At 71.8% G+C, this 21726-nt stretch carries 19 protein-coding genes; 6 read left to right on the forward strand and 13 right to left on the reverse strand.

Going from position 1 to position 21726, the window contains the following annotated elements:
* Nucleotides 1-13 precede the first annotated feature (13 nt).
* On the reverse strand, nucleotides 14-1096 hold the full coding sequence (locus RUR_RS17480; RefSeq protein WP_283136135.1) for a FecCD family ABC transporter permease: 1083 nt from the start codon (nucleotides 1094-1096) through the stop codon (nucleotides 14-16).
* The gene (locus tag RUR_RS17485) at nucleotides 1093-2145 is read right to left on the reverse strand and encodes a FecCD family ABC transporter permease (RefSeq protein WP_283136136.1); all 1053 of its coding nucleotides are present in this window, start codon (nucleotides 2143-2145) and stop codon (nucleotides 1093-1095) included. Before RUR_RS17485 ends, RUR_RS17480 begins: the two co-directional genes overlap by 4 nt.
* A 150-nt stretch (nucleotides 2146-2295) precedes the next feature.
* Between RUR_RS17485 and RUR_RS17490 the strand changes: the two genes are divergently transcribed.
* From RUR_RS17490 to RUR_RS17500, 3 genes are all read left to right on the forward strand, one after another.
* Nucleotides 2296-3306, forward strand: a complete 1011-nt coding sequence (locus tag RUR_RS17490) for an ABC transporter substrate-binding protein (protein ID WP_283136137.1) — start codon at nucleotides 2296-2298, stop codon at nucleotides 3304-3306.
* 312 nt (nucleotides 3307-3618) lie between these two features.
* Nucleotides 3619-4101: a hypothetical protein gene (locus tag RUR_RS17495; RefSeq protein ID WP_283136138.1), complete on the forward strand. Its 483-nt coding sequence runs from the start codon at nucleotides 3619-3621 to the stop codon at nucleotides 4099-4101.
* Nucleotides 4102-4191: 90 nt separating this feature from the next.
* Complete coding sequence (locus RUR_RS17500) at nucleotides 4192-4866, forward strand: response regulator transcription factor (protein ID WP_283136139.1); 675 nt, start codon at nucleotides 4192-4194, stop codon at nucleotides 4864-4866.
* A 222-nt stretch (nucleotides 4867-5088) separates the two neighbouring features.
* On the opposite strand, the gene RUR_RS17505 is transcribed toward RUR_RS17500, so the two are convergent.
* From RUR_RS17505 to RUR_RS17535, 7 genes are all read right to left on the reverse strand, one after another.
* Entirely contained in the window at nucleotides 5089-7005 is a 1917-nt protein-coding gene (locus RUR_RS17505; RefSeq protein WP_283136140.1) for a sensor histidine kinase, read from the reverse strand.
* A gap of 10 nt (nucleotides 7006-7015) precedes the next feature.
* A complete protein-coding gene (locus RUR_RS17510) occupies nucleotides 7016-9418 on the reverse strand; it encodes an FtsX-like permease family protein (protein ID WP_283136141.1) in 2403 nt (800 codons plus the stop codon).
* The gene (locus RUR_RS17515) at nucleotides 9415-10161 is read right to left on the reverse strand and encodes an ABC transporter ATP-binding protein (RefSeq protein WP_283136142.1); all 747 of its coding nucleotides are present in this window, start codon (nucleotides 10159-10161) and stop codon (nucleotides 9415-9417) included. The genes RUR_RS17510 and RUR_RS17515 overlap by 4 nt, the downstream gene beginning before the upstream one ends.
* Nucleotides 10162-10768: 607 nt before the next feature.
* Nucleotides 10769-11092 (reverse strand): STAS domain-containing protein, encoded by a 324-nt coding sequence (locus RUR_RS17520; protein ID WP_283136143.1) that lies wholly within the window; start codon nucleotides 11090-11092, stop codon nucleotides 10769-10771.
* 118 nt (nucleotides 11093-11210) lie between these two features.
* Nucleotides 11211-11726, reverse strand: a complete 516-nt coding sequence (locus RUR_RS17525; RefSeq protein WP_283136144.1) for a DUF5994 family protein — start codon at nucleotides 11724-11726, stop codon at nucleotides 11211-11213.
* Nucleotides 11727-12080: 354 nt separating this feature from the next.
* A complete protein-coding gene (locus RUR_RS17530; protein WP_283136145.1) occupies nucleotides 12081-12767 on the reverse strand; it encodes an ABC transporter ATP-binding protein in 687 nt (228 codons plus the stop codon).
* 4 nt (nucleotides 12768-12771) lie between these two features.
* Entirely contained in the window at nucleotides 12772-14226 is a 1455-nt protein-coding gene (locus tag RUR_RS17535) for an ABC transporter permease (protein WP_283136146.1), read from the reverse strand.
* Nucleotides 14227-14420: 194 nt separating this feature from the next.
* On the opposite strand from RUR_RS17535, the gene RUR_RS17540 reads away from it, so the two are divergent.
* Both RUR_RS17540 and RUR_RS17545 read left to right on the forward strand, forming a co-directional pair.
* A complete protein-coding gene (locus RUR_RS17540; protein WP_283136147.1) occupies nucleotides 14421-15083 on the forward strand; it encodes a response regulator transcription factor in 663 nt (220 codons plus the stop codon).
* Nucleotides 15080-16273 carry a sensor histidine kinase gene (locus RUR_RS17545; RefSeq protein ID WP_283136148.1) on the forward strand — a complete coding sequence of 398 codons (1194 nt, stop codon included), beginning with the start codon at nucleotides 15080-15082 and terminating at the stop codon, nucleotides 16271-16273. The genes RUR_RS17540 and RUR_RS17545 overlap by 4 nt, the downstream gene beginning before the upstream one ends.
* A gap of 265 nt (nucleotides 16274-16538) precedes the next feature.
* Here RUR_RS17545 and RUR_RS17550 read toward each other — a convergent pair whose 3' ends face one another.
* The 3 genes from RUR_RS17550 to RUR_RS17560 all read right to left on the reverse strand — a co-directional run bounded on the left by RUR_RS17550 (nucleotide 16539) and on the right by RUR_RS17560 (nucleotide 18842).
* Complete coding sequence (locus RUR_RS17550; protein WP_283136149.1) at nucleotides 16539-17303, reverse strand: DUF72 domain-containing protein; 765 nt, start codon at nucleotides 17301-17303, stop codon at nucleotides 16539-16541.
* 517 nt (nucleotides 17304-17820) lie between these two features.
* The gene (locus tag RUR_RS17555) at nucleotides 17821-18561 is read right to left on the reverse strand and encodes a metallophosphoesterase family protein (RefSeq protein WP_283136150.1); all 741 of its coding nucleotides are present in this window, start codon (nucleotides 18559-18561) and stop codon (nucleotides 17821-17823) included.
* Nucleotides 18562-18617: 56 nt separating this feature from the next.
* Nucleotides 18618-18842, reverse strand: coding sequence for a hypothetical protein (locus RUR_RS17560; RefSeq protein WP_283136151.1), 225 nt, complete (start codon nucleotides 18840-18842; stop codon nucleotides 18618-18620).
* Nucleotides 18843-19198: 356 nt separating this feature from the next.
* On the opposite strand from RUR_RS17560, the gene RUR_RS17565 reads away from it, so the two are divergent.
* Nucleotides 19199-20014 carry an NAD(P)H-binding protein gene (locus RUR_RS17565; protein ID WP_283136152.1) on the forward strand — a complete coding sequence of 272 codons (816 nt, stop codon included), beginning with the start codon at nucleotides 19199-19201 and terminating at the stop codon, nucleotides 20012-20014.
* 475 nt (nucleotides 20015-20489) lie between these two features.
* Here RUR_RS17565 and RUR_RS17570 read toward each other — a convergent pair whose 3' ends face one another.
* Nucleotides 20490-21695 carry an MFS transporter gene (locus RUR_RS17570; protein ID WP_283136153.1) on the reverse strand — a complete coding sequence of 402 codons (1206 nt, stop codon included), beginning with the start codon at nucleotides 21693-21695 and terminating at the stop codon, nucleotides 20490-20492.
* Nucleotides 21696-21726 lie beyond the last annotated feature (31 nt).

Below are 21726 nucleotides of genomic sequence, written 5' to 3' on the forward strand. Positions count from 1 at the left end.
CTTGGGGTCTCACTCAGGCCCGCCGTTCCCGGCGGATACGGATGAGCAGGTAGACGAGGTACGGGGCGCCGATGACGGCGGTGACCACGCCGACGGGGAGTTCGACGGGGCTGAACAGGGTACGGGCCACCAGATCGGCCGCGACGGTCAGCACGGCGCCGGTCAGGGCGGACACGACGAGCGGAGGCTGGGGCGTGCCGGCCACCCGCAGGGCGATCTGTGGGGCGGCGAGGGCGACGAAGGCGATGGGGCCCGCCGACGCGGTGGCGACGGCGGCGAGGAGCACGGCGATGAAGATCAGCACGCTTCGGGCGTGATTCGTGCGCACGCCGAGCCCGGTGACGGTGTCGTCGCCGAAGCGCAGCGCGGCCAGGGAACGGCTGCCGAACAGGGCGGCGGGGACCAGGACCGCGAGGGCGAGCCCGACGGGCAGCACGTGCTCCCAGCCGCGTGCGTGGAGGGAGCCGCTGATCCACACCATCGCCCTGCCGCTGTCGTTGACGTCGCCCACGGTCAGCAGCCAGTACTTGACGTTGCTGAAGACGGCGGCGACGCCGATGCCGACCAGCACCAGCCGATGTCCTTCGAGGCCGCGCCGCCAGGCCAGGGCGTAGACGGCGGCGGCGCCGAGCAGGCCGCCCGCCAGGGCGACGGCGGGGACGCCGAGGAGGGACAGGCCGCCGCTGACCCCGCCGTAGGCGGCGCCGGTCAAGACGATCAGCGCGACCACGGCGACGCTGGCACCCTGGGTGACGCCGAGAACGTCGGTGCTGGCCAGCGGGTTCCGGGCGATGGCCTGGGTGATCGCGCCGGACAGCGCCAGCGCGGCGCCGACCAGGGCTCCGGTGAGGGCTCGGGGCAGGCGGAGTTCCCTGACGACGAAGCTGTTCGGGGTGTCGCCGAAGGTCGCGGCGGCCACGTCCCCGACCGTCAGGGGGATGTCGCCGATGGTCGTGCTCAGGGCCATCAGCGAAAGCAGTGCGGCCGCTCCGGCCAGGGTGAGGACGAGGGCTCGCAGGCGCACGAGCCAGGACACCCCGCGCAGGCGCAGGGCTTTCCCGGCGGTGATCCTGGTCACCGGCGCGGGGGCGTTCACAGGCGCACCTGGTTTCTGCGGCGTACCAGGGCCACGAAGAACGGTGCGCCGATCAGCGCCAGCACCACGCCCACCTCCAGTTCGCCCGGGAGCGCCACCACGCGGCCGATGACGTCGGCGGTCAGCAGCAGGATCGCCCCGAGCAGCCCGGAGTAGGGCACGAGCCATCGGTGGTCCGGGCCCGCCAGCGGCCGGACCATGTGCGGCACCATCAGCCCGACGAACGCCACGGCTCCGCAGGCGGCCACGGAGGCCCCGGTGAGCAGGGTGACGGCGACGATCCCGACGGCGCGGGTGACGGCGACGTTCTGCCCGAGGGAGCAGGCGACGTCTTCGCCGAGGGCGAGGGTGTTGAGGCCGGGGGCGCCTGCCAGGGCGATCAGCAGCCCGGCGGCCGCGAACGGGAGCACCTGCCAGAACACGGTCTCACCGCGCCCGGCGACGGACCCGGCCTGCCAGAAACGGAACACGTCCATCGCCTGTTCGTCGAGGAGCACCACGGCCGAGGTGAAGGCGTACAGGAAGGCGCTGACCGCGGTCCCGGCGAGGGCGAGGGTGACGGGGGTGGACCCGCTTCTGCCGCCGCCCGCGGTGCCGAGGGCGAAAACCCCGGCGCTGGCCAGGAGTGCGCCTGCCAGACCGAACCAGATGTAGGTGTGGAGTCCGGTCATGTCGAACACCAGGATGCTGACGACCATGGCGAACGCCGCTCCCTGGGTGACACCGAGAAGCCCGGGGTCGGCCAGCGGGTTGCGGGTGTGGCCCTGCATCAGTGCTCCGGCCACGCCGAGGGAGATGCCGGCCAGGACGCCGAGCGCGGTGCGCGGCACGCGCAGGGAGCGGACCACGATGTCGCTTTCGCCGCCGGTGGGGGCGGTGAGCGCCAGCCACACGTCGCCGGGCGCGACGGGGTTTGCGCCGACGGCGAGGCTGAGGACCACGGTCAGGGCCAGGATCGCGGTCAACACGCCGAGGGCGAGGGTTCTGCGCCGTCGGATGCGACGGAGCCGTCCCTTTGCCGGGGGGCGCGCGAGCGCCGCTGTACTCACCAGCCGTGCTCCTCTCCGGTTCGCTCGCGGGTCCGCTGCCGGACACGCACGGAAGCCCCATTTCGGTTATGCGGGACCCAGGGGATTATGTCAGGCAAAGTATGGCTAACCTTAGTTAGGTTAGCCTTGCCTTTACTTAGGGAGTGTCCAATGAGACGGTTTCGGGCCCTGGCCACCGGGGCGGCGGCAGCCGTACTTTCCCTGGGACTCGCCGCCTGCGGGTCGAGCACCCCCACACCGGTCGGCTCGCCCGCGGCGGAAGGCGGAGCCCCCGCCGCGGGCGCGGCGTTCCCGCGCACCGTCAAACACGCCATGGGCGAAACGAAGATCCCGGCGCAGCCCAAGCGGGTCGTCGCCCTGGACCAGAGCTTCGTCGACGCGGTGCTCAGCCTGGAGACCGAGCTCATCGGCTTCACCGAGTACCGCTCGATCGCCGGCAAACTGCCCTCGTACCTGGATTCCGTCCAAGGACACGCCGCGCAGGCCGTCACCGTGGGCACCCTGGAGAGCCCCAGCCTGGAGAAGATCATCTCGCTGAAGCCGGACCTGATCGTATCGGCCAAGGTCCGCCACGAGGCGCTCTACGCCAAGCTCTCCCAGATCGCGCCGACCGTGTTCGGCGAAACCACCGGCGCCATCTGGAAGGACAACATCCGCCTCGTAGGCCAGGCCGTCGGCAAGGAGGACCTCGCCGATCAGACGATCGCGAAGTTCGAGCAGCGCGCCGCGGCCATCGGCAAGTCCATCGCCGGGGCGGGCGGCGGGACGATGCCGGCCGTCTCGGTCGTCCGGTTCGTCGACGAGCCCACCGCCCGCCTCTACGTCGAAAACTCCTACTCCGGCATCGTGCTCAAGGACGTCGGCTTCCGCCGGCCCGAAGGCCAGCCCACCACCACCGACACCATCAACGTCGACATCAGCGAGGAACGCATCCTCGACCTCGACGCGGACCACATTTTCATCGCGGTCCGCATCGAGGACGGCACCGACAAGAACGCCACCGGCGACAAGTTCATGGCCAACCCCCTCTGGGGACGCCTCAAGGGCAAGAAGCACGACGTCAGCGACACCACATGGATGAGCGCCGTCGGCCTCCAAGGGGCACACGCGATGCTCGACGACCTGGCGAAGCTGTTCAACGTGGACCCCGCCAAGGCGTAGGCGCATCCCAGGCCCCGGACCCGGCCGCATCTCCGGGGCCTGCTTCGGAAGCCGCGTTCCGCACCGCCGCGCCGGGTCCGGCGACGCCGGTCGGTCAAGGGGTTGAGGGAAAACCCTGAGAAGATCACAGGGATCGCCACGATGTGGCGACGGCCCGTCCCGGCGCATGGTTGAGCCGATGGACCGAGGGTGCGGGCTTCGCCCCGTACCGGATCGCGAGCAATCGGAGAGCACCATGCGTGTGATGAGGAATCCGCTGCTCGGCGCGGCGCCCGCCGCGTCGGCGTCGGCGTTCGGTGGGAGGAGCCTCGGGTGAAGGGATTCCTGACGCTCTTTGCGATCGTTGTCGTCGCGTTTCTGGGGGTCGTCGCCGTACAAAACGGGTTGATCTCCTTGCCGTCGCCCGGCCAGGGGTCGGACGGCTCGGGCCGGGGCGAGCCACCCCCTCAGCCGCCCAGGCGGCCGGAGAAGACTCCGTCGCCCACGACGGAACCCCCTCCCCCGGTGCAAAAACCCAAGACGCCGCAGGGCCCGCCGCGGCTCGGCCACTGCCTCAACCCCTCCCCGACCATCAGCTGCCAGATCGACGGCGCGGGTTTCGAGCCGGAGGAGACGGTCGACCTGTTCTACACGTATCCCTCCTCCGCCGAGGCCCGGTACGAGGTCGTCGCGTCCGACGAAGGTGCCTTCGCCTACGCCGTCCTCCGCGCGGACGTGCCGGGGACGGTTCGGGTACGGGCCGTCGGCCGGTCTTCGGGGCGCACCGCCGAGATCTCGTTCGTCACGAGCGACTGACGGCCGGCTCCGCCCGTACCGGGCCCGGACGATCCCACCGATCGGGACAGAGCGCTGCCACACTGGTGGCCGGAGGAGTCGGGAGGTTTCATGCGCGTCGTGATCTGTGATGATTCGGCGTTGTTCCGCAGGGGGCTCGCCCTGCTGCTGCGGCATCTGGGCGTCGAGGTGGTCGCCGAGATCGCGGACGTGGGCGAGCTGCGGCCCCGGCTCGCCGCCGAGCGGGTCGACGTCGTGATCCTGGACATCCGGATGCCGCCGACCTTCACCGACGAAGGGCTGACCGAGGCCGTCGGGCTCCGGGCGCGGTTCCCGGAGCTGGGGGTGCTGGTCCTGTCGACGTACGCCGAGGCCGCGTACGCGACGCGTCTGCTGGAGGCGAGCCCGCGCGGGGTCGGCTACCTCCTCAAAGACAACGTGGAGAATCCGAGCGCCTTGCGGGACGCGCTGGAGCGGGTCACCTCGGGTGGCGCCGTGGTCGACCCGGAGATCATCGGCATGCTGGTGCGGGCGCGGCACGAGGAGACGCTGGTGAACCGGTTGACCGACCGGGAGCGGGAGGTCCTCGCGCTGATGGCCGAGGGGCGGTCGAACGCGGCGATCGCGCGGCGGCTGTTCGTGGGGGCCAAGACGGTGGAGGCACACATCGCGGCGGTCATGACCAAGCTGGACCTGCGTCCGGAACCGGAGGACAACCGGCGGGTGCTGGCCGTGCTGACCTGGCTGCGGCTCGGCGGCGGGCCACTGGAACGCGTCGGCGGGTGAGCGGGCCTGGGTCGGCCCCGGCGAGCTTGGCAAACGGCGGAAGGGTGCCGCCGACGGTGCGCTCCGGCTCCGGCGCGGTAGGCCCGTGCCGCCGTCTGGGCGCCTCAGGTTGAGCCTCGGCCTGGTTGCGGGAGCGGTCGTGGCAGCCCCGAGGTTGCGGCACACCTTACCCGGCTCCGGGTGCCGCCCCGTCGCCCGCCTTGGCCGTACGGCGTGCGCGGCTCAGCCGGCGGGCCGGGCGGGGATCCGACCGGAGACCGCGGTGCCCTCCCCCGGTGCGGACTCGACGGTGAGCACGCCGCCGACGGCGCCGAGCCGGTCGCGCATGTTCACGAAACCGTGTCCCTGCCCGGCCCCGGGGGTGAAGCCGCGGCCGTCGTCGCGGACCTCGAAGCGGAGCTCCTCCTCTTCGGCGTGGATCCGCACCTGGACGAAGGCGCCGGGACCCGCGTGCTTGGCCGCGTTCTGGACGGCTTCCAGGCAGCAGAAGTAGACGGCGGCCTCGACCTGTTCGGGATAGCGGTACGGCAGGTCGGCGGTGACGCGGTGGCGCAGCGGCAGGCGCCGGGTGGCCGAGCGGAGGGCTTCGCCGAGGCCGTGGGCGCGCAGCAGCGGCGGGTAGATGCCGTGGGCGAGTTCACGGAACGCCGCGTTGGTGGCGCGGACGACGCCGCGCAGCTCCTGAAGGAGTTCGGCCGCCGCGGCCGGGTCGGATTGCACGATCGCGCAGGCCAGGCCGAGTTTGACCGAGAGGGTGACCAGATGCTGCTGGGCTCCGTCGTGCAGGTCGCGTTCGATGGCACGGCGGGAGGCGTCGGCGGCGGTGACGATCCGCAGGCGGGAGGCGCGCAGCTCGGCGTTGCTGCGCCGGAGCTCCTCCAGCGACGCCTGGAGGGCGGAGTCCAGCCGCAGGGTGTGCAGGGCGAGGCCGACCTGGCGGGCGAGTTCGATGAGCACGCGGTTCTCCGCCTCGGTGAACTCGGGCGCCTCCGGGGTCCGCCGGACGACAAGCAGTCCGAGCAGGTCGCCGAGGTGCGCGGCCGGGACGACGCGGACCGGCGCCTGCCGCGGGTGACCGGCGAGCAGGTGGGGCAGCCACACCTCCGCCCAGGCGGCTCCCCCGATCGGGGTGCGCCCGACGACGAGCCGTTCCTTGTCGGTGAGGGTGAGCCGCGCGGCGGGGAGTTCGGGCACGCTGACCGTGCGGCGGAGCATCCCCTCGGTTCCGACCCAGACCTCCGCGCCGGCCGGTCCCAAGGTGGCTTTGAGGGACTCCGTCAGCTGGAGCATCAGTTCGTCGAACGGCACCGCGCGGCTCATCCGGGCGCCGAAGCCGGCCAGGGTCTCCTCGGGGGTCTGGCCGCGCCTGGCCGACAGGGATCGGCCGAGGGACACCAGGCGGACGCGCAGGGGCAGCGCGAGGGCGACCGCGACGAGGGACGCCAGGATTCCGGCGATCAGGACGTCGCGGTCGGCGCCGACAGGCAGGCGGGCGATCCCGGCGATCAGCACCAGGTAGACGGCGACCACCAGCAGGGTGAGGCCCGCGGCGACCACGGCCTCCGCCAGGACCCGTTCCGCCGGCCCGGCCGTCGCGGGGAGCCGGCCGAGGAGCAACCCCGCGGGTGGCAGCGTCAGGGCGCCCAGGATCCACGGGATCGGCTCGCCGGGCAGGTCGAGCACCAAATGGAGCGCGATCAGGACGATGGCCGCGGCCGTGCACGCCACGGCCGCGGCGGCGACCCACTGCAGGGTACGGCGGTCCGCGGCCGAGGCCCCGCGGTGGCGGCGTACCGCCGCGACGAGCGTGACCGCGAGGACACCCGCTCCCGCGGCGACCGCAGCACCTTGTTCGGGGGCCGCGTCGGCGGCGGCGAGCAGGGCCGTCCAGCCGAGCGCGGCGAGACCGGCCGCGGCGGCGGCGAGCCTGCGCCGCCGTGACCTGAGCACCCCGTCGGGAAGGCTCAGCCCGCAGGTCAGCCAGGCCGCCGGGACAAGCGGGAGGCAGGCCGGCCACACGGCCGCCGCGGCCAGGGCCGCGGCGACCAGCCCTCCGGCGCGGGCGAGCCGGGCCTCCCCCACCCGGCCGAGCAGGACGGCGACCAGCGCCCAGACGGCGGTCAGGACCACCGGCGCCACCGTCATCTCCTCACTCCGTCCGCAGGACCTGGCCGAGCGGCAGCCGGGCGGCGGTACGGCCGGGGCGCACGGCGAGCACCACGGCGAGCAGGAGCGTCACCGGCCCGGCCAGGAGCAGGGCACCTTCGGCCAGAGGCGGCAGATAGGCCAGCGGGGTGATCTCGGTGACGATCCGCCACAGGGTACGGCCGAGCGCCGCCCCGATCGGCATCCCGAACGCCAGCCCCGCGATCGCCGGGAGCGCGGCCTGGACGACGACCGTCCAGCGGGACTGGGGCCGGGTCATGCCGAGCGCGCGGAGCAGCGCGACCTCGCGCCGTCTGCGCCGTACGGCCGTGGTCAGGGCGTGGCCGAGCGCCCCGGCCGCCAGCAGGGCGAGGAAGGCCCCGAGTAGGACCGGCAGCCGCTGGATGTCACGGATCTGCGCCACCTCCGGGAGCTCCGCGGGCGCGACGAAGACCAGGCCGCCCTCGATCCCCGGGGGGACGGCGGAATCCTGCAGCCGCCGCCCCACCTCCTCCACGTCCGCGCCCGGGCGCAGGGCGATCTGCGCGCCGCGGTACTTGTAGGGGACGTGGGCCCCGGCGAAGAGCCGGTCGTATCCACTGGGGGTGACCCACGCCCCCTCGACGTACCGGTTGTGCGGCCCGACCGGGACGAAGCCGATCCCGGTGACCGTCGTCGGCACGGGGGTCGGGCCACCGCCGAGCGGGAAGCGGTCGCCGACGGTCACGCCGAGCGCGTCCGCGCTGGACGGCGCCAGGACGATCTCCTGCGGCGCGGACGGCATCCGGCCGCGCAGCAGGACCACGGGCGGCGCCTCACCCACCGGGTCGTGGGTGAAGACGGTGACGGGGACGCCCGCGGACTCGGCCACCGCGATCCGGGCGTGGTTGACGCCGCGCACCGCCGGATCCGCCGCCGTCTTCGCCAGGATCTGCGCGGAAGGCCCGAAGTCCTGGCCGTTGGAGCCGAGATGGATCTCCAGCTGGTGGGTCTGCCCGAACCGGGCCGGGTGCTCGGCCGCGTCGACGACCCCGGCGGAGAAGGTGAACGCGGCGAGCACGCCGACGACACCGGTCACCGCGCCGAGGAGCGCCGGGCGGACCGGGACCGCGGTCCGGCCGCGCCCCGGCTCCAGGGCGAACCGCGCGCCGACGACGACCGGGACGGGCAGTCCCCAGCGGGCCGCCGTCCGGGCGACCGCCGAGCGGCGGCCCTGCCCGTCGTCGCGTTCGGCGAGCGGCGCGAGCGCGGCCGCGGCCGCGGATCCGGCCAGGACCAGGATCGGGGCGAGGAGCCAGCCCACCCCCAGGACCAGCGGGTCCACGTCGAACCCGGGGTCGGGTTCGCGTAGCGCCGCCGCGCCGATGGGCGTCCACACCGAGGCGGCCGCGGCGGCGGCGACACCCAGGGTGCTTCCGGCGAGGGCGGCCAGGAGCGGCCCGGCCGAGGCGCAGGCGACGGTCTGTCCTCTGGTCAGTCCCACGGCTCGCAGCACCCGCAGCTCGGCGGTGGTCGCGGCGATGTAGCGGGCGACCGCCTGGCCGACCAGGACGGACGCGGCGGCCAGGGCGGCGAGCCCGAAGGCGAGCAGGGACGCGGCGCCGAAGGCGGTGGCCTGGCGGACCGGCGCGGTGCTCTTGGCCTCCAGGTCCCACACGTCGATGTCGGAGCGGCCGGAGACGCGGGCCAGTCCGTCGCGGAAGGCGGGGATCGCCGCCTGTCCCCCGTGCAGCCGTACCAGGGCGTTGACGGGGACGTCGTCGCCGAAGTTGGCGCGGTGGCGGGCGAACAGGGCGGGGGTGGGGAGGACGCCGCCGACTTCTCCGGCCCGTTCGGAGAACCAGGGTGAGCGGATGACGCCGACGATGGTGACGGGGACGGCCGGGCCGAGCGGAGGGGTGCCGGAGTCGGGGTTGTAGCCGGTTTTGACTTGGTCGGGGGACATCAGGCGCAGGGTCAGGCGGTCGCCGACGCCTCGGTGGTGGGCGCCGGGGAACCGGGAGCCGACCACGACCTCGTCGTGCCGGGCCGGGTCGGGGAGGCGGCCTTGCAGGACGACGGGGCGTTCGACGGTGTGCAGCAGCTCGCCGTCGACCGGGGGGAAGGTGGCCACGTAGTCGGGGACCTCGTCGACGGCGAATCCGGTCAGGGCGAATCCGGCGAGCGTCTCGACCTGTGGAAGGGCGCGGACCTTCGCCCAGTCGAAGCCGGGCTGGTTGGGCAGGACCGCCACCGTGGCGGGCAGGGTGGTCTGGCCGAGCCGGTCGACGGCGGTGGCGCCGCGGCGGGCGCCGGCGACGGGGGCGAGGACGGCCGCGGTGGCGAGGGCGACGAGCAGGGTGAGCATCGCCAGGGATCGGCGGCGGTGCCGCAGTTCCAGCCGGAGCCAGCTGAGGGCCGTGGTCATCGGGTCTGCTCGGGTTCGATCCGGCCGTCACGCATCCGCACGACGCGGCGGGCGCCGGCGGCGACGTCGGCGGAGTGGGTCACCATGACGATGGTCTGGCCGTCGTGGTGGAGCCTGCGGAAGAGCTCCAGGATCTCGACGCCGCCTTCGCTGTCCAGGGCGCCGGTCGGTTCGTCGGCAAGCAGGAGGGTGGGCCGGTTGACCAGGGCGCGGGCGATCGCGAGGCGCTGCCGCTGGCCGCCGGAGAGCACGGCGGGCACCCGGTGGGTTCGGTCGGCGAGGCCGAGCAGGTCCAGCAGGTCGCGGGCACGGGCTTCGGCGGCGGTTCTGCGCAGGCCGGCCAGGACGCCCGGCATGATCAGGTTGTCGAGGGCTGAGACGCCGTCGAGCAGGTTGAAGAACTGGAAGACGAGGCCGATGTGGCGGCGCCGGAAGCGGGCGAGGTGGTTCTCGTGGCGTCCGTCGACGCGTTCGCCGGCGACTTCGACGCTGCCTTCGTCGGCCGGGTCGAGTCCGGCGACGATGTTGAGGAGTGTGGACTTCCCGGATCCGGAGGGGCCCATGACGGCCAGGAAGTCGCCGCCGGGGACGTCAAGATCGACGCCGCGGAGGGCGCGGACGGGGGCGAGTTCGGCGGTGAACGTTCGTTTGACCCCGCGGAGCCGTACCGCGAGGCCGGGGACCGGGGGTGGCGCCGTGACGGAGTCCGCGGACGGTTGCCGCGCTGGCGTAATGTGATCCACGAGCTGCATTACACATCCGGACCGGCCGGTAGGGGAAGGCGGCGGCCATGCTGTGACCGCGCTCGTCACCCTCCATCGATGCTGGGGGTGTTTGTCCATTTGTGTAGGGGTACGCAGGAACCCACGAGGTCTGCGAGAAGATTCGGCGACTCACCCGTCGCCCGGCCGGCCCGGGCTTTCACGGGCTCCCTGCCGGGGGCGATCGCCAGACCGCTCATGCCGCGGCGGCGGACCGCCTGGCCGCGCTGTACGAGGCCGTCGACCCGATACGGCGCGGCGGCGTCTCCTCGCGCCGGTGATCCTTGTGGTGTGCGCGCCCGGTGGAGTGCACACGGCGCGATCATCACGGGGACGGAGGGCCCGCGGGAACGAGAACGCGTTCACCGTTCCGAAGTCCGGGGAAAGGTGATCAAGCCGGTCTGTTCAGGCTAGTCGAGCAGGTCACGGCCGTCCGGGCCGCACCTTCGCCCAATGGGTCGAGGACAACCTTGCGCTTTTCCGCGTCATGGACAGGTTCTCGCGGAACCTGTGACCCGTGCGTTCCTCCATCGCCGCGTGTTTGCGGGCGCCCTCCGGGCCGGGTTGCGCGGCGCGGATCAGGGTCGGCTCACGCCACCACCGGCAGGCCACGCTCCAGGCCGGTGACGTGCAGCAGCCGGGAAACGAACGGGCGGGGCGCCGTCAGAGCCAAGGTGATGCCCATAGACCGGGCGCGGTGCTGGATGCCGACCAGGACGGCCAAGCCGCCGGCATCGCAGAACGACACCTCCGACAGGTCGATGACGAGCAGGCTCGTGCTGTGGCGCAGGGTGCTCATCAACCGCCGGCGAAGCGCTTCGCTGGTGAAGATGTCAATCTCGCCGGACAGATGGACGGTGGTCGGTCGTGACGGATCGGACATACCAAGAGGGGCGGTGTCGACGACGGTCATGGAAGTCTCCTTCTGGAGAGGCTGAAAGCGTTGGGATGCCTGCCGACCGGAAAGTCGGTACGCCGCTGAAACGCGTGGTGCCGAACCGGCTCGATCCGGTTGGCGGGCGTCACGTGGACTACGTCGGCAGCCTGGTGGAGAGCCGCGTCTCCTGCCCGATGACCGAACCGCCCTCGTTCCCCCGGTGGGCCGAGCCGTCGGCCGTCGCGCGGAGAGCGGGATCGGGCGGCACGGGCACAAGCGCGAAGATCGCGTCGTGGGTCAAGTCCGCCGTGTTCCGGACGGTGAGCTTGAGCGCGGCCTCGGCAGGGCCGACTGCGGTTTCCGGCGGAATGACCAGCAGGGCGACCGGCTCGCCGGAGGTGAAGGACAGGACGATCATCTGAGGACCGGCGTGGCGGAACCATTCGATGCGGACCTGCCGTCCGCGGGCCGGGATCCGGCGCGGGATGCGCCGCCACTCCTCCGGGTGCACGCGGACCAGCAGCGTGGTCCGCTGCAGCCGCTGGTCAACGGCGGCGATGAGATCGGGCAGCTCGGCGGTCGCGTCACGGGAGTAGGGCCACCAGGCCCCGTCCACCACGGCTCGCCGGTCCGGCACCGGGTGGAGACTGAGCCGAAGCGCGGAATCCACCCGAGGCATCCCGGATGACACGGAGCTGAGCGGTGCCCGTTGAGAAAGAAGTGCCGACGTCATGGTCACTCGACCTGCCCGGCCCCTTCGAAGGGGCCGTGATCGTGAATCGCCGGGGGCGACGCCGACCTGAGTGCCAACGCTCGAGAAGACCTCGGTTTCTTCATTCTATCTCATGACTTCAGGAATCTGATGGTTACGGACAGTGGCCATCCGGTCGGCGGCCTCCTGTGGTGTCATGTCGGCGCCCCGTTGGCAGGCGGTGAGCCGGGCCGTTCCGCGACCTCCGCAAGGGAGCGCGGTTTGATGCAGCCGTGGGCGAAGGTGCCGCGGATGGCCCGGCTCAGGCCGCGCCTATTGCGCGTTGAGCTTGCCCCGCTTGAGTTGCAGCACCTCGTCCGAGGCGTCCGCCACCTCACGGGAGTGCGTCACCACCACCACGCACTTGCCCTCGTCGTGCGCCAGCTTCCGGAACACGGCGATGATCCCGGCCGCCGTCTCGTGGTCGAGACTGCCGGTGGGTTCGTCGGCGAAGAGGATGTCGACCTCGCAGGCCAGCGCACGGGCGATGGCGACGCGCTGCTGCTGCCCGCCGGACAGCTGCAGGGTCCGGCGGTTGTGCTCGGCGGCGTCCACCCCGAGCAGGTCGAGGAGCTCGACCGCGCGCTGCCTCTTGTTGCCCCGCCGTACCCCGGTGATCTCCATGGCGGAGGTGATGTTCTGGACCGCCGTCATGTACGTGAGCAGGTTCAGCGATTGGAAGACGGTGGCCACATGACGGTTGCGGTAGCGGCCGAGGCCCAGTTCCGCGACGTCCCGGCCGCGGAAGCGGACGCTGCCCGAGCTCGGTGAGTCCAGGCCGCTGGCCAGGGAGAGCAGCGTGGTCTTGCCGCTGCCGGAGGGGCCGATCACGGCGTACATGCGGCCCGGTTCGAAGGCGTAGCTGACGCCCTTGAGCACGGTGCGTCTGCGGTTACCGCTCTGGTAGGAGCGGGTCACCTCGGTGAGTTCCAGCACCGGAGCAGGCGCGTGGGAAGTCATCGCTTCAGTCGTCCTTCGTCAGGATGTCACGCGGATTGAGGCGCAGCACGCGCGCGCCGGGGATGAGCGTGGCCAGGGCGGCGATGCCGAGTCCGGTGGCGCCGATCGTGGCGATGTCGGCGGTGCCGAGCCGCACGTCGAGCGAGTCGATGGGCTCGACCTTCGGGGCGTCGTCCGCGAGGGACACGGGGCCTCCGGCGCCGACGACGGTGAGGGCGCCAGGGTCGGCGTCGCCGCCTGAGTTCGCGGCGGACTCCTTGGCCGAGGACACCTCGCCGGACAGCAGCCGGCTGCCGACGGCCTGGGACAGGAGCGGGCTGACCGCCGAGGAGAGGCCGACCGCGATCAGCGCGCAGGCGACGACCTCCACCAGGTGCTGGCCGAGCAGCTTGGGTTTCCGCTCGCCGAGCGAGAGCAGGATGCCCAGCTCCTTGCGGCGCTCGCGCAGCCACGAGGCGACGATCAGGGCGAGGATCACGGTGCCGGCGAGGGCGACGAGCCACACGGTGACGGTCGCGAAGTCCGCGGTCTTGGTGATGGGCCCGACGAGCTCCCGATACTGCTTGTCGTTGACCGTCATCGGGAAGATGCCGAGGTCGGCGCCGACGGCCTCCGCGTGCTTCTTCAGCTGGGGCATGTCCGCCGGGTCGGACAGGGTGAAGGTGGCCTGCAGGACGACGCCCCCGCCGGCGCCCGGCTTCGTGCCGCGGAGCAGGGTGGCGCCGTCCGTGGAAACGTACAGCTTGTTCGGCGGGTCCATCATGGCCGGCACGTACCGCCCGGTGTCCACGGTTCCGCTGGAGTAGATGCCGACGACCGTGAACTCGAACTCGTCCTCGTTCTTCCGCTGGCCGGGCGGTGGCTGTTCACCGACCTTCAGCTTGATCCTGTCGCCGACCTTCCAGTGGTTCTGCGTGGCCAGACGCTGCTCGACCACGACCTCGTCGCTCTTGCTCGCCGGGCCGATCCCGTGCCCGGCGACGATCGTCGCATCGCCGTTTCGGAACAAGGGCACCGACTGCTGATCGCGCACCCCGGCGGCCGCGAAGAAGTCGGGGCCGCCGGCCCCGACCGGCGGCGGCACCGGCTGGTACAGCTTCGAGCCGCCGGTCGGCGCGGCGGCCGAGTCCGTCGTGTAGTTGCACTGCTTGACCACCGACGACTCGCAGATCTTGTCGACCAGGCTGCGATGCAGGTCACCGCCCGGACCGATCGCGACGTAGCCGGTGCCGTCGGGCTTGGGGGCCTTCCCCGAGTTGATCAGGGCGTTGAGGTCCAACTGCATGGTGACGACGGCGCCGACGCTCCTCTTGGCGTCGTCGGTCGCCCGGGCCGCGGCGGACCGGATGAGAAGTCCGGAGAGGACCAAGGTGCAGATGGCGAAGAAGAGACCGACCAGCATCAAGGTCTTTCCGAGGTGGCTGGTCAGCCGCCACCACGCCCGTTTGAAGAGATTCACTGCGTATGACAACTCCCTGCCCGGCAAATGTCGTGAAATCGTGGGCCACCGTAGCCAGACACCGGTTTGAGCCGCGTTTGCCACGTGCGCGGGCCGGGCGGGCGCTCATACACGGTTCATATCCCGCACCTGATAGGTGTGGGCGGCCGGGATGTCGAACGCACCCGGAATCTCACCGGGAAGGGTTGCGGGTCGTGCGCGTGCTGGTGGTGGAGGACGAGCAGTACATGGCCCGGGTCTTGGAGATCGGGCTGCGCCGCGAGGCCATCGCCGTCGACGTCGCGCACGACGGGGCGGCCGCTCTGGACAAGCTGGCGGTCCACGACTACGACGCAGTCATCCTCGACCGTGACCTGCCCGGCGTCCACGGCGACGAGGTCTGCCGCCGCATCGTCGCCATGGGTCTGCAGTGCCGCGTGCTCATGCTCACCGCCGCCGGGCGCCTGGGTGACAAGGTCGAAGGGCTCGGCCTCGGCGCCGACGACTACTTGGCGAAGCCCTTCGACTTCCCCGAACTCGTCGCCCGCCTGCGGGCGTTGTACCGGCGCAGCCCCATGGCCCACGCACCCGTCCTCACCTTTGCCGACCTGGCCTTCGACACCCATCGCCGCCGCGTGCTGCGCGCAGGGCGCGAGGTGCGCCTCACGCCGAAGGAACTGGCGGTGCTGGAACTGCTGATGCGGGCCGACGGCGGCGTGCTGAGTGCCGAGTACCTCCTGGACAAGGCGTGGGACGAGTACACGGATCCGTTCACCAACGCGGTGCGTCTCGTCGTGCACACCCTGCGCCGCAAGCTCGGCGAGCCCCGGCTGGTGCACACGGCGATCAGCGCCGGCTACTACCTGGGCACCCCGTGAGACGGCTCCCCTGGCCGGGCCGGAGGCGGCACGGGCGGACCCGGAGCATCCGCGCCCGGCTCTTCCTCGGCGTCGCAGGCGCGCTCGCCGCCTCGGCCGTGCTGATGGTCGCCGTCATCTACGCCGGCATGCGGTTCGTGCCGACGTACGACTTGCAGGACACCCTTGTCATGGAGCCTGTGGTGCCCCCCAGCGGGGGGTGGTTCCCCGAGCCCGACGTACCTCCGGGAGTCGGGCCGGGTACCAAGGCGGACGGGTGGATCCGCAGCAAGGAAGACGTCTGGAACACCTTGCTGTGGCTGTCCGTCGGCGGTCTCCTCCCGGTGCTGGTGATCGGCCTGGCCGTCGGCTGGCGGCTTTCGAAACGTCTTCTGGCGCCCCTCGGCGTCATCAGCCAGGCCGCCGCGAAGGCCGCCGACGGCCAGCTGCAGTACCGCATCAACGCCGAGGGCCCTTCCGACGAACTCAAGCAGCTCGCCGACACGTTCGACGCCATGCTGGCCCGCCTCGAGGAGTCCTTCGCCGCCCATCGGCGCTTCGCGGCCAACGCCTCGCACGAACTGCTCACCCCGCTGGCCACCACCCGCGCCGTCCTGCAGATCGCCGCCGCCGACCCCAGCGGCGAGGAGTTCGCCGAGCTCGCCCCGATGCTCGTCGAGACGAACGAACGCAACATCACCGTCGTCAAGGCCCTCCTCGCCTTGGCGGCGGCCGACCACGCCCCCTTCGACCCCGAACCCGTCGACCTCGCGGCCCTTGCCACGGACGCGGCCGCCGAACGCACCGCGCGGGCGACCACGGTGGGCCTGCGCCTCGACGTCGACGCCGAGCCCGCCTGCACCGTCACCGGCAACGCCACCCTGCTCCGCCAGCTCGTGCTCAACCTCCTCGACAACGCCCTGGCCTACAACCAGCCCGGCGGCTCGGTATACCTCGCGGTCATGCGTGAGGACGGGATCGTCGTCGAGGTGGAGAACACCGGGCCGCACGTCGATGAAATCGTCGCCCAGCGCCTGTTCGAACCCTTCTACCGGCAGCAGTCCCGCGTCACCAGCGACCGTTCCGGCCACGGCCTGGGCCTCACCCTCGTCCGCTCGATCGTGCACGCCCACCACGGCACCGTCACCGCGCACGCCAACCCCGGCGGCGGCCTGACCGTACGCGCCAAGCTGCCGCCGGACCAGAGGTGATGAAACGTCCCGCGGCCGGGAGCTTGTCCTGTGTGCTCTGTGCCGGTGCCGCTCCTCCCGTGAGCGGCCATCCTGAAGATCCGCTGCTGGCGCGTCCTCGGGGATGCCTTCTGCCGGGTCAGGGGGTGTCCGCACAGCCCGTACGGCAGCGGCCTGATCGGTTCTCGTTGCGGGTGGGTGGGATTGTGTTTCTGGTTTTGTGAAAACACCGAGCGACTTTACATTGTCGATCAACATTCTCCGAGTCCGGCCGTTTCGAGGCGACCTACTCAGCGTCGGTACCCGGCTGGAGTCGGGGACGGCTTACGCTCAAGCCCGCCTTCGCGGCCAGATCGGCGAAGGCGGCCGCGTTCCGGACCGCCGCGCCGCCCGCGTCGTTGTTGAAGTAGACGTGGAAGTCGCCTGAGGTGTCGCCGATCCGGTCGACCCAGGAGCGCAGGGCGGCTCGCCCGTAGGAGGGAAACGGCCGGGCCGTGCCTTGGTGCAGGCGCAGATAGCCCCAGTCCGCGGTGCGCCACAGGGGGTTGATCGGACGTCCGGCCTGGTCGGACCAGCACAGCGCGGCCCCGTGGTGGGTGAGAAGCGCGTGGATCTCCTCGGTCCACCAGGAGGAGTGCCGGGGTTCCACCGCGACCCGTACCGACGGGGGGAAGCACGTCAGGCAGGCGTCGAGTCGCTCGGGGGTGACGGTCAACGTCGGCGGAAGCTGCAGCAGGACGGGTCCGAGCCGGTCCCCCAGGCCGCGTGCGGCCTGCAGCATCCGGTGAACCGGCTCCTGGGGGTCTTTGAGCCGCTTGATGTGGGTGAGGAACCGGCTGGCCTTCAGCGCCATCACGAACTCCTCCGGGGTCCGTTCCCGCCAGCTGTCGAAGGTGGCCGGGGAAGGCAGCCGGTAGAAGGCCCCGTCGTTCTCCACGCTGGAGAAGTGCCTCGCGTACTCCTCCAGCCAGAGCCGCTGGGGCACGCCGGAAGGGTAGAGCACACCGCGCCAGTCGCGGTACTCCCATCCGCAGGTTCCCACATGGATCACACCGGGTCCCTACCCGGTCGCCGGCGACGCCATCCCGGAGGGTGCGCGGGGGAACCGCGCCGGCCTCGCCGTGCGTTCCCCTCGTATGGGCCTCAAGAGGTTGGTCGACCGATTGCTGCGCCGCCGGTCGCCGGTCCCCGCCGGGGGATTCGACGACCGGCCCGACACCGGAGGGGTGCGCGAGCCCCGGCATCCTGTGCCCACTCCGCCGTCCGACGTCATCCGCCTACCGGAACCCCGATAGCCCCAGCCGGCCGGGTGCCCCACGGTCCCGGCCACCGCGGGGCCGGCCGCTCGCCGTCTGCGGCCGTACCGCCAGGCGGTGAGCGGCCTCGCCGAGCTCAAAGCCGCGGATCGTCGTGGACACCCCGTCCCGTGCGACGCCTTACTGCGCCGTCGGCCTTTCCCTCGCCTCCGGTTCCCCGCCCGATTCACCCATCGACCTGTGGCCAGGTGGAACCCGGACGGGAGGGGTTGCGGGCCGCCTGAGGGCCGCCCGCGACCCGATACCGGCCGCTCAGCCTTGGGCCATCCTGGTGAACACCCGCAGGGCCTCTGCGTCGGAGTGGTTCGACCGCAGGTACTCGTCGATCCACCCGTGGATGCCGGGGTAGCCGCTCCCCGCGACGAGCCGGGCCGCCGCCTTCTCGACGTCGAAGCGGGTGCGTCGTAGCGTGACGGCGCCGGTGGCGGCGTCGAGCAGGGCCCAGTGCGCGCCGGTGGTGCCGTAGGGCATACCGACAGCGCCGGGGTTGACGACGAGGACGCGGTCGACGAGCCGGAGGAACGGCATGTGGGTGTTGCCCAGGACCACGGTGTCGGCGGTCTCCCCGTCCAGGATCTCCGCCCATCGCTCCAGGGGGCTGTCCACGAGGATGATCTCCTCGTCGCGGCGCGGTGTCCCGTGGATGAACAGGGTGGTGCCGAGTTTGCCCAGGTCGAGGGTCTGCCGTGCGGGGAGTGCGGCGAGCAGGTCGATCTGGTCGTTTCTGATGTGGTTCCCGGCCCATTGGGCCACGTCGATCTTGCTGGTTTTGCCGGCGGCGACCTCGACGAGTTCCCGGTCGGCGTTGCCGTTCACCCAGAGGGCGCGCTTCCCCAGGGAGACGAGCAGGTCGAGGGTCTCCACGGGCATCGGCCCGGTGGCCATGTCCCCGGTGAGCGCGATGAGGTCGGCGGCGGCCACGTCGGGTTCGTCGAGGACCGCTTCCAGTGCGGGCAGGACTCCGTGGATGTCGGAGAGTACGGCTATGCGCATGCCTGCCACTGTGGCGCAGGCGTTCGCCCGGTGGGAGGCGTGTTCGCGCCGGGCGTTCAGGTTTCGCGCCAGCCGTCGTGCTCCTCGGTCAGCGCGTCGACCCGTTCGATGAGGTCAGGGGCGAGCTCCTCGACGACGACGACCCATTGGGCGTCTTCGGCGTCGTCTTCCCCGGCGAGAGCCTCCCGGACGATTCTGGGTTCTTCGCCGAGCCACTCCCCCAGTGTCCCGGCCACCTCCTCGGCTTCCTCACGTTCCGCGAACAGGAGCAGGTGTCTCATACCGCCAAAGGGTAACGGTTTCCGCGCGGGTGGATGTGCTGATCAACAACGCCGGAGCCCCGCAACCCTCGACGGCTCGGGGAACGCGGTCGTCTTGCGCGGAGAACTTCGGCGGGATCGTGAAGCCGTGGCTCGCCGTCTACCGGCGACGAGATCACGCTCGTCGTCCGGACCGGTTCCGGTACCCGGCCGGCCCGTCGATGTGCGTCGGGCCGATTCGACGGGGATCGGTGCACCACTCGTCACGTCACGCCGACCGGCCTTCCTCGCGACAGCCTGCAATAACGGCCATTAAGTGACCTAAATCAAGCCTAGCCTCGACCTCGTCAGCAACACCCCATCTGTTGAGGAGAGTCATGACCGTTCTCGTCACCGGTGCCACCGGCACCGTCGGCCGTCAGGTGGTCGAGCAGCTCGTCCAGGCGGGTCGGCGGGTCCGGGCGCTGACCCGCAACCCGGCCGCGGCCGGTCTGCCGCCCGAGGTGGAGGTGGTGCGGGGCGACCTCACCGACGTGACCACCCTCGCCCCCGCGTTCGCCGGGGTCACCGGCCTGCACACGATCACGTTCGACGGCGACGGCGGACCGCTGCAGAACGGGAAGGAGATCACGGAGCTGGCGGTCAAGGCCGGGGTGGAGCGGGTGACCGTGCTGGGCGGCTGGGACCGGAGCACCCTGGAGGACGCCCTCACCGAGGCCGGGCTGGGCTGGACGCACCTGCGCTGCGTGGAGTTCATGGCCAACGCCCGTGATCTGGCCGACTCCATCCGGACCACCGGCGGCGTCGAGCGGTTCGATCTCGGCCGGCCCAGCGCGATGGTGCACGAGGCCGACATCGCCGCGGTGGCGGTGACCGCGCTCACCCGGAACGGCCACGCAGGGAAGGCCTACACCCTGACCGGCCCGCAGGCGCTGACCCTCGCCGAGCAGGTGGGCACCATCGCCGCCGCGCTCGGCCGGGACATCGAACTCCGGGTGCTCACCGAGGAGCAGGCCAGGGAGGGCATGCGCGCCGCAGGCATGCCCGAAGAGTACGTCGAGTTCGCCGTCGAGCTGGAGAAGAACCCGCCCGAGGAAGGCAAGGCCGTGCTCCCCACCGTCGAGCAGGTCACCGGCCGGCCCGGCCGCACCTTCGCCCAGTGGGTCGGCGAGAACCTCCACCTCTTCCGCTGACCCGCCCCTCCCCCGGTTTCCGGGTGCCGGATCCTGATCGTGTACGGCGTCCGGCGGCCCGGCACCGGACCCCGCGGAAGGGACCGGCCCGCCGGACGCCCGTACCCGGCGATCGTCTGGTACGGCCGCCTCCGGGCCAGGCGCAGCCCGTCCGACACCGAAGAACGAGGGCGGGGTACGGCCTGCGGCGGAAGATCGCCCGGCGCAGCCCGTACCGCGGCCCGGTGTTTCCAGGCCACCAGGACCGCGAAGGCACGTCGGCGGGCCCGGAAGCCACAGCGGACCACGGCGCGCCGGGGGCCGGAGGCGGCGTGGTCCGCTGTTCAGCGTTGAGCCGACGCCGCGTATGCGAAGGAGACGGCGGCGGGCGAGCTCGCCCACGCCCAGACGTCATTCGTGGCAACGCCGACCCATGGCGGCCCGCCCGGCGGTTGCTGGAGATCACCGCGCTCGTCGCCTTGCGGACGATGACCGGCTACGTCGACAAGCCGACCGGGACCGGGATCGACCGGCCTCCGGTCTCCTGAGGTTCCCGGCCCAACCGCCTGACCGGCTTGATCGACAGCAGCGCCGCCACCACGCCGACCGTCACCAGGGCCGACCCCAGCAGGAAGGTGCGCGGTTCGACCAGCGCGGCGACCGGACCGGCCAGCGCCTGCCCGACCGCCATACCCGCGACCGACCCGGCCACCTGGTAGGCGTTGACCCGGTTCATCACGTCCGGCGCGACCTGCGTCTGCACGCTGGTCGACCACATCACCGACCAGAACGCGAGCGCGGATCCCCCGAGCAGGTGCCCGGCCATCAGCAGCGGCAGCGGCAGCCCGAGCGCGACCGTCAGCGGCACCGCGACGTACCCGCTCAGCGCCACCGCCCCGGCCGCCAGCGGCCTGCGCGGCCTGAGCCTGATCGCCACCAGCCCGCCCAGCACGGTGCCGAGGCCGAGCGCCGCCATCACCCAGCCGTAGTCGGCCCCGATGACCTGCGACGACAGCGGCACGTACGGCCCGACCACCAGGACGCCCCAGAACACCCAGACCAGGATGACCGACCACATCCAGCTCCTGGCCTTGAACTCCTCCCAGCCCCTGCGCAGGTCGCTCAGCACGTCGGAGGGCTCCGGCCTGGGTGAGGCGACCCGGACCAGCAGCAGGCACACCCCGCTGACCAGGAACGTCGCGGCGTCCACCGTGTAGACGACGACCGGCCCGGCGACGACGACGAGGACTCCGGCCAGTGCGGGACCCGCCAGGTGGGTGACCGCCTCGGCGATCTTCAGCGTCGCGTTGGCCCGCTGCGGATCTTTGGCGACCAGGGGGACCATGCCGTTGACCCCCGGCTCGAACACCCCGGCGGCCGTGCCCGACAGGAACGCCATCACCAGCAACAGGGCGTACGGCGGAGTGCCGTCCAGGAAGGAGACGGCCACGACCCCCTGGGTGACGAACCTGACCGCATCCGCGCCGATCATCAAGCGACGGGCGCCGATCCGGTCGGCGACGACCCCGCCGAACAACATCACCAGCACAGCCGAGGCGGTCCAGAGCGCGAGCACGTAACCGACACCCGCGATCCCATAGACCTTCCCGATCGCCAGCGCCGAGGCGACGGGCATCATCGCGTCGCCGAGCAGCGAGATCGTGCGGGCCCCGAAGTAGAGGATGAAGTTCCTTGTCCACATGAGCCCCAATTCTGGGTTTCTCCAGATCGGA

Origin of the sequence: Rhizohabitans arisaemae, assembly GCF_025996515.1 — a bacterium.
Lineage (GTDB): Bacteria > Actinomycetota > Actinomycetes > Streptosporangiales > Streptosporangiaceae > Rhizohabitans > Rhizohabitans arisaemae.

What these genes read in the sequence shown, in the direction of transcription:
- RUR_RS17490 (WP_283136137.1), top strand. Translation starts at nt 2,296, where the DNA reads ATGAGACGGTTTCGGGCCCTGGCCACCGGGGCGGCGGCAGCCGTACTT.
- RUR_RS17500 (WP_283136139.1), top strand. Translation starts at nt 4,192, where the DNA reads ATGCGCGTCGTGATCTGTGATGATTCGGCGTTGTTCCGCAGGGGGCTC.
- RUR_RS17510 (WP_283136141.1), bottom strand. Translation starts at nt 9,418, where the DNA reads ATGACCACGGCCCTCAGCTGGCTCCGGCTGGAACTGCGGCACCGCCGC.
- RUR_RS17520 (WP_283136143.1), bottom strand. Translation starts at nt 11,092, where the DNA reads ATGACCGTCGTCGACACCGCCCCTCTTGGTATGTCCGATCCGTCACGA.
- RUR_RS17530 (WP_283136145.1), bottom strand. Translation starts at nt 12,767, where the DNA reads ATGACTTCCCACGCGCCTGCTCCGGTGCTGGAACTCACCGAGGTGACC.
- RUR_RS17555 (WP_283136150.1), bottom strand. Translation starts at nt 18,561, where the DNA reads ATGCGCATAGCCGTACTCTCCGACATCCACGGAGTCCTGCCCGCACTG.
- RUR_RS17560 (WP_283136151.1), bottom strand. Translation starts at nt 18,842, where the DNA reads ATGAGACACCTGCTCCTGTTCGCGGAACGTGAGGAAGCCGAGGAGGTG.
- RUR_RS17565 (WP_283136152.1), top strand. Translation starts at nt 19,199, where the DNA reads ATGACCGTTCTCGTCACCGGTGCCACCGGCACCGTCGGCCGTCAGGTG.
- RUR_RS17570 (WP_283136153.1), bottom strand. Translation starts at nt 21,695, where the DNA reads ATGTGGACAAGGAACTTCATCCTCTACTTCGGGGCCCGCACGATCTCG.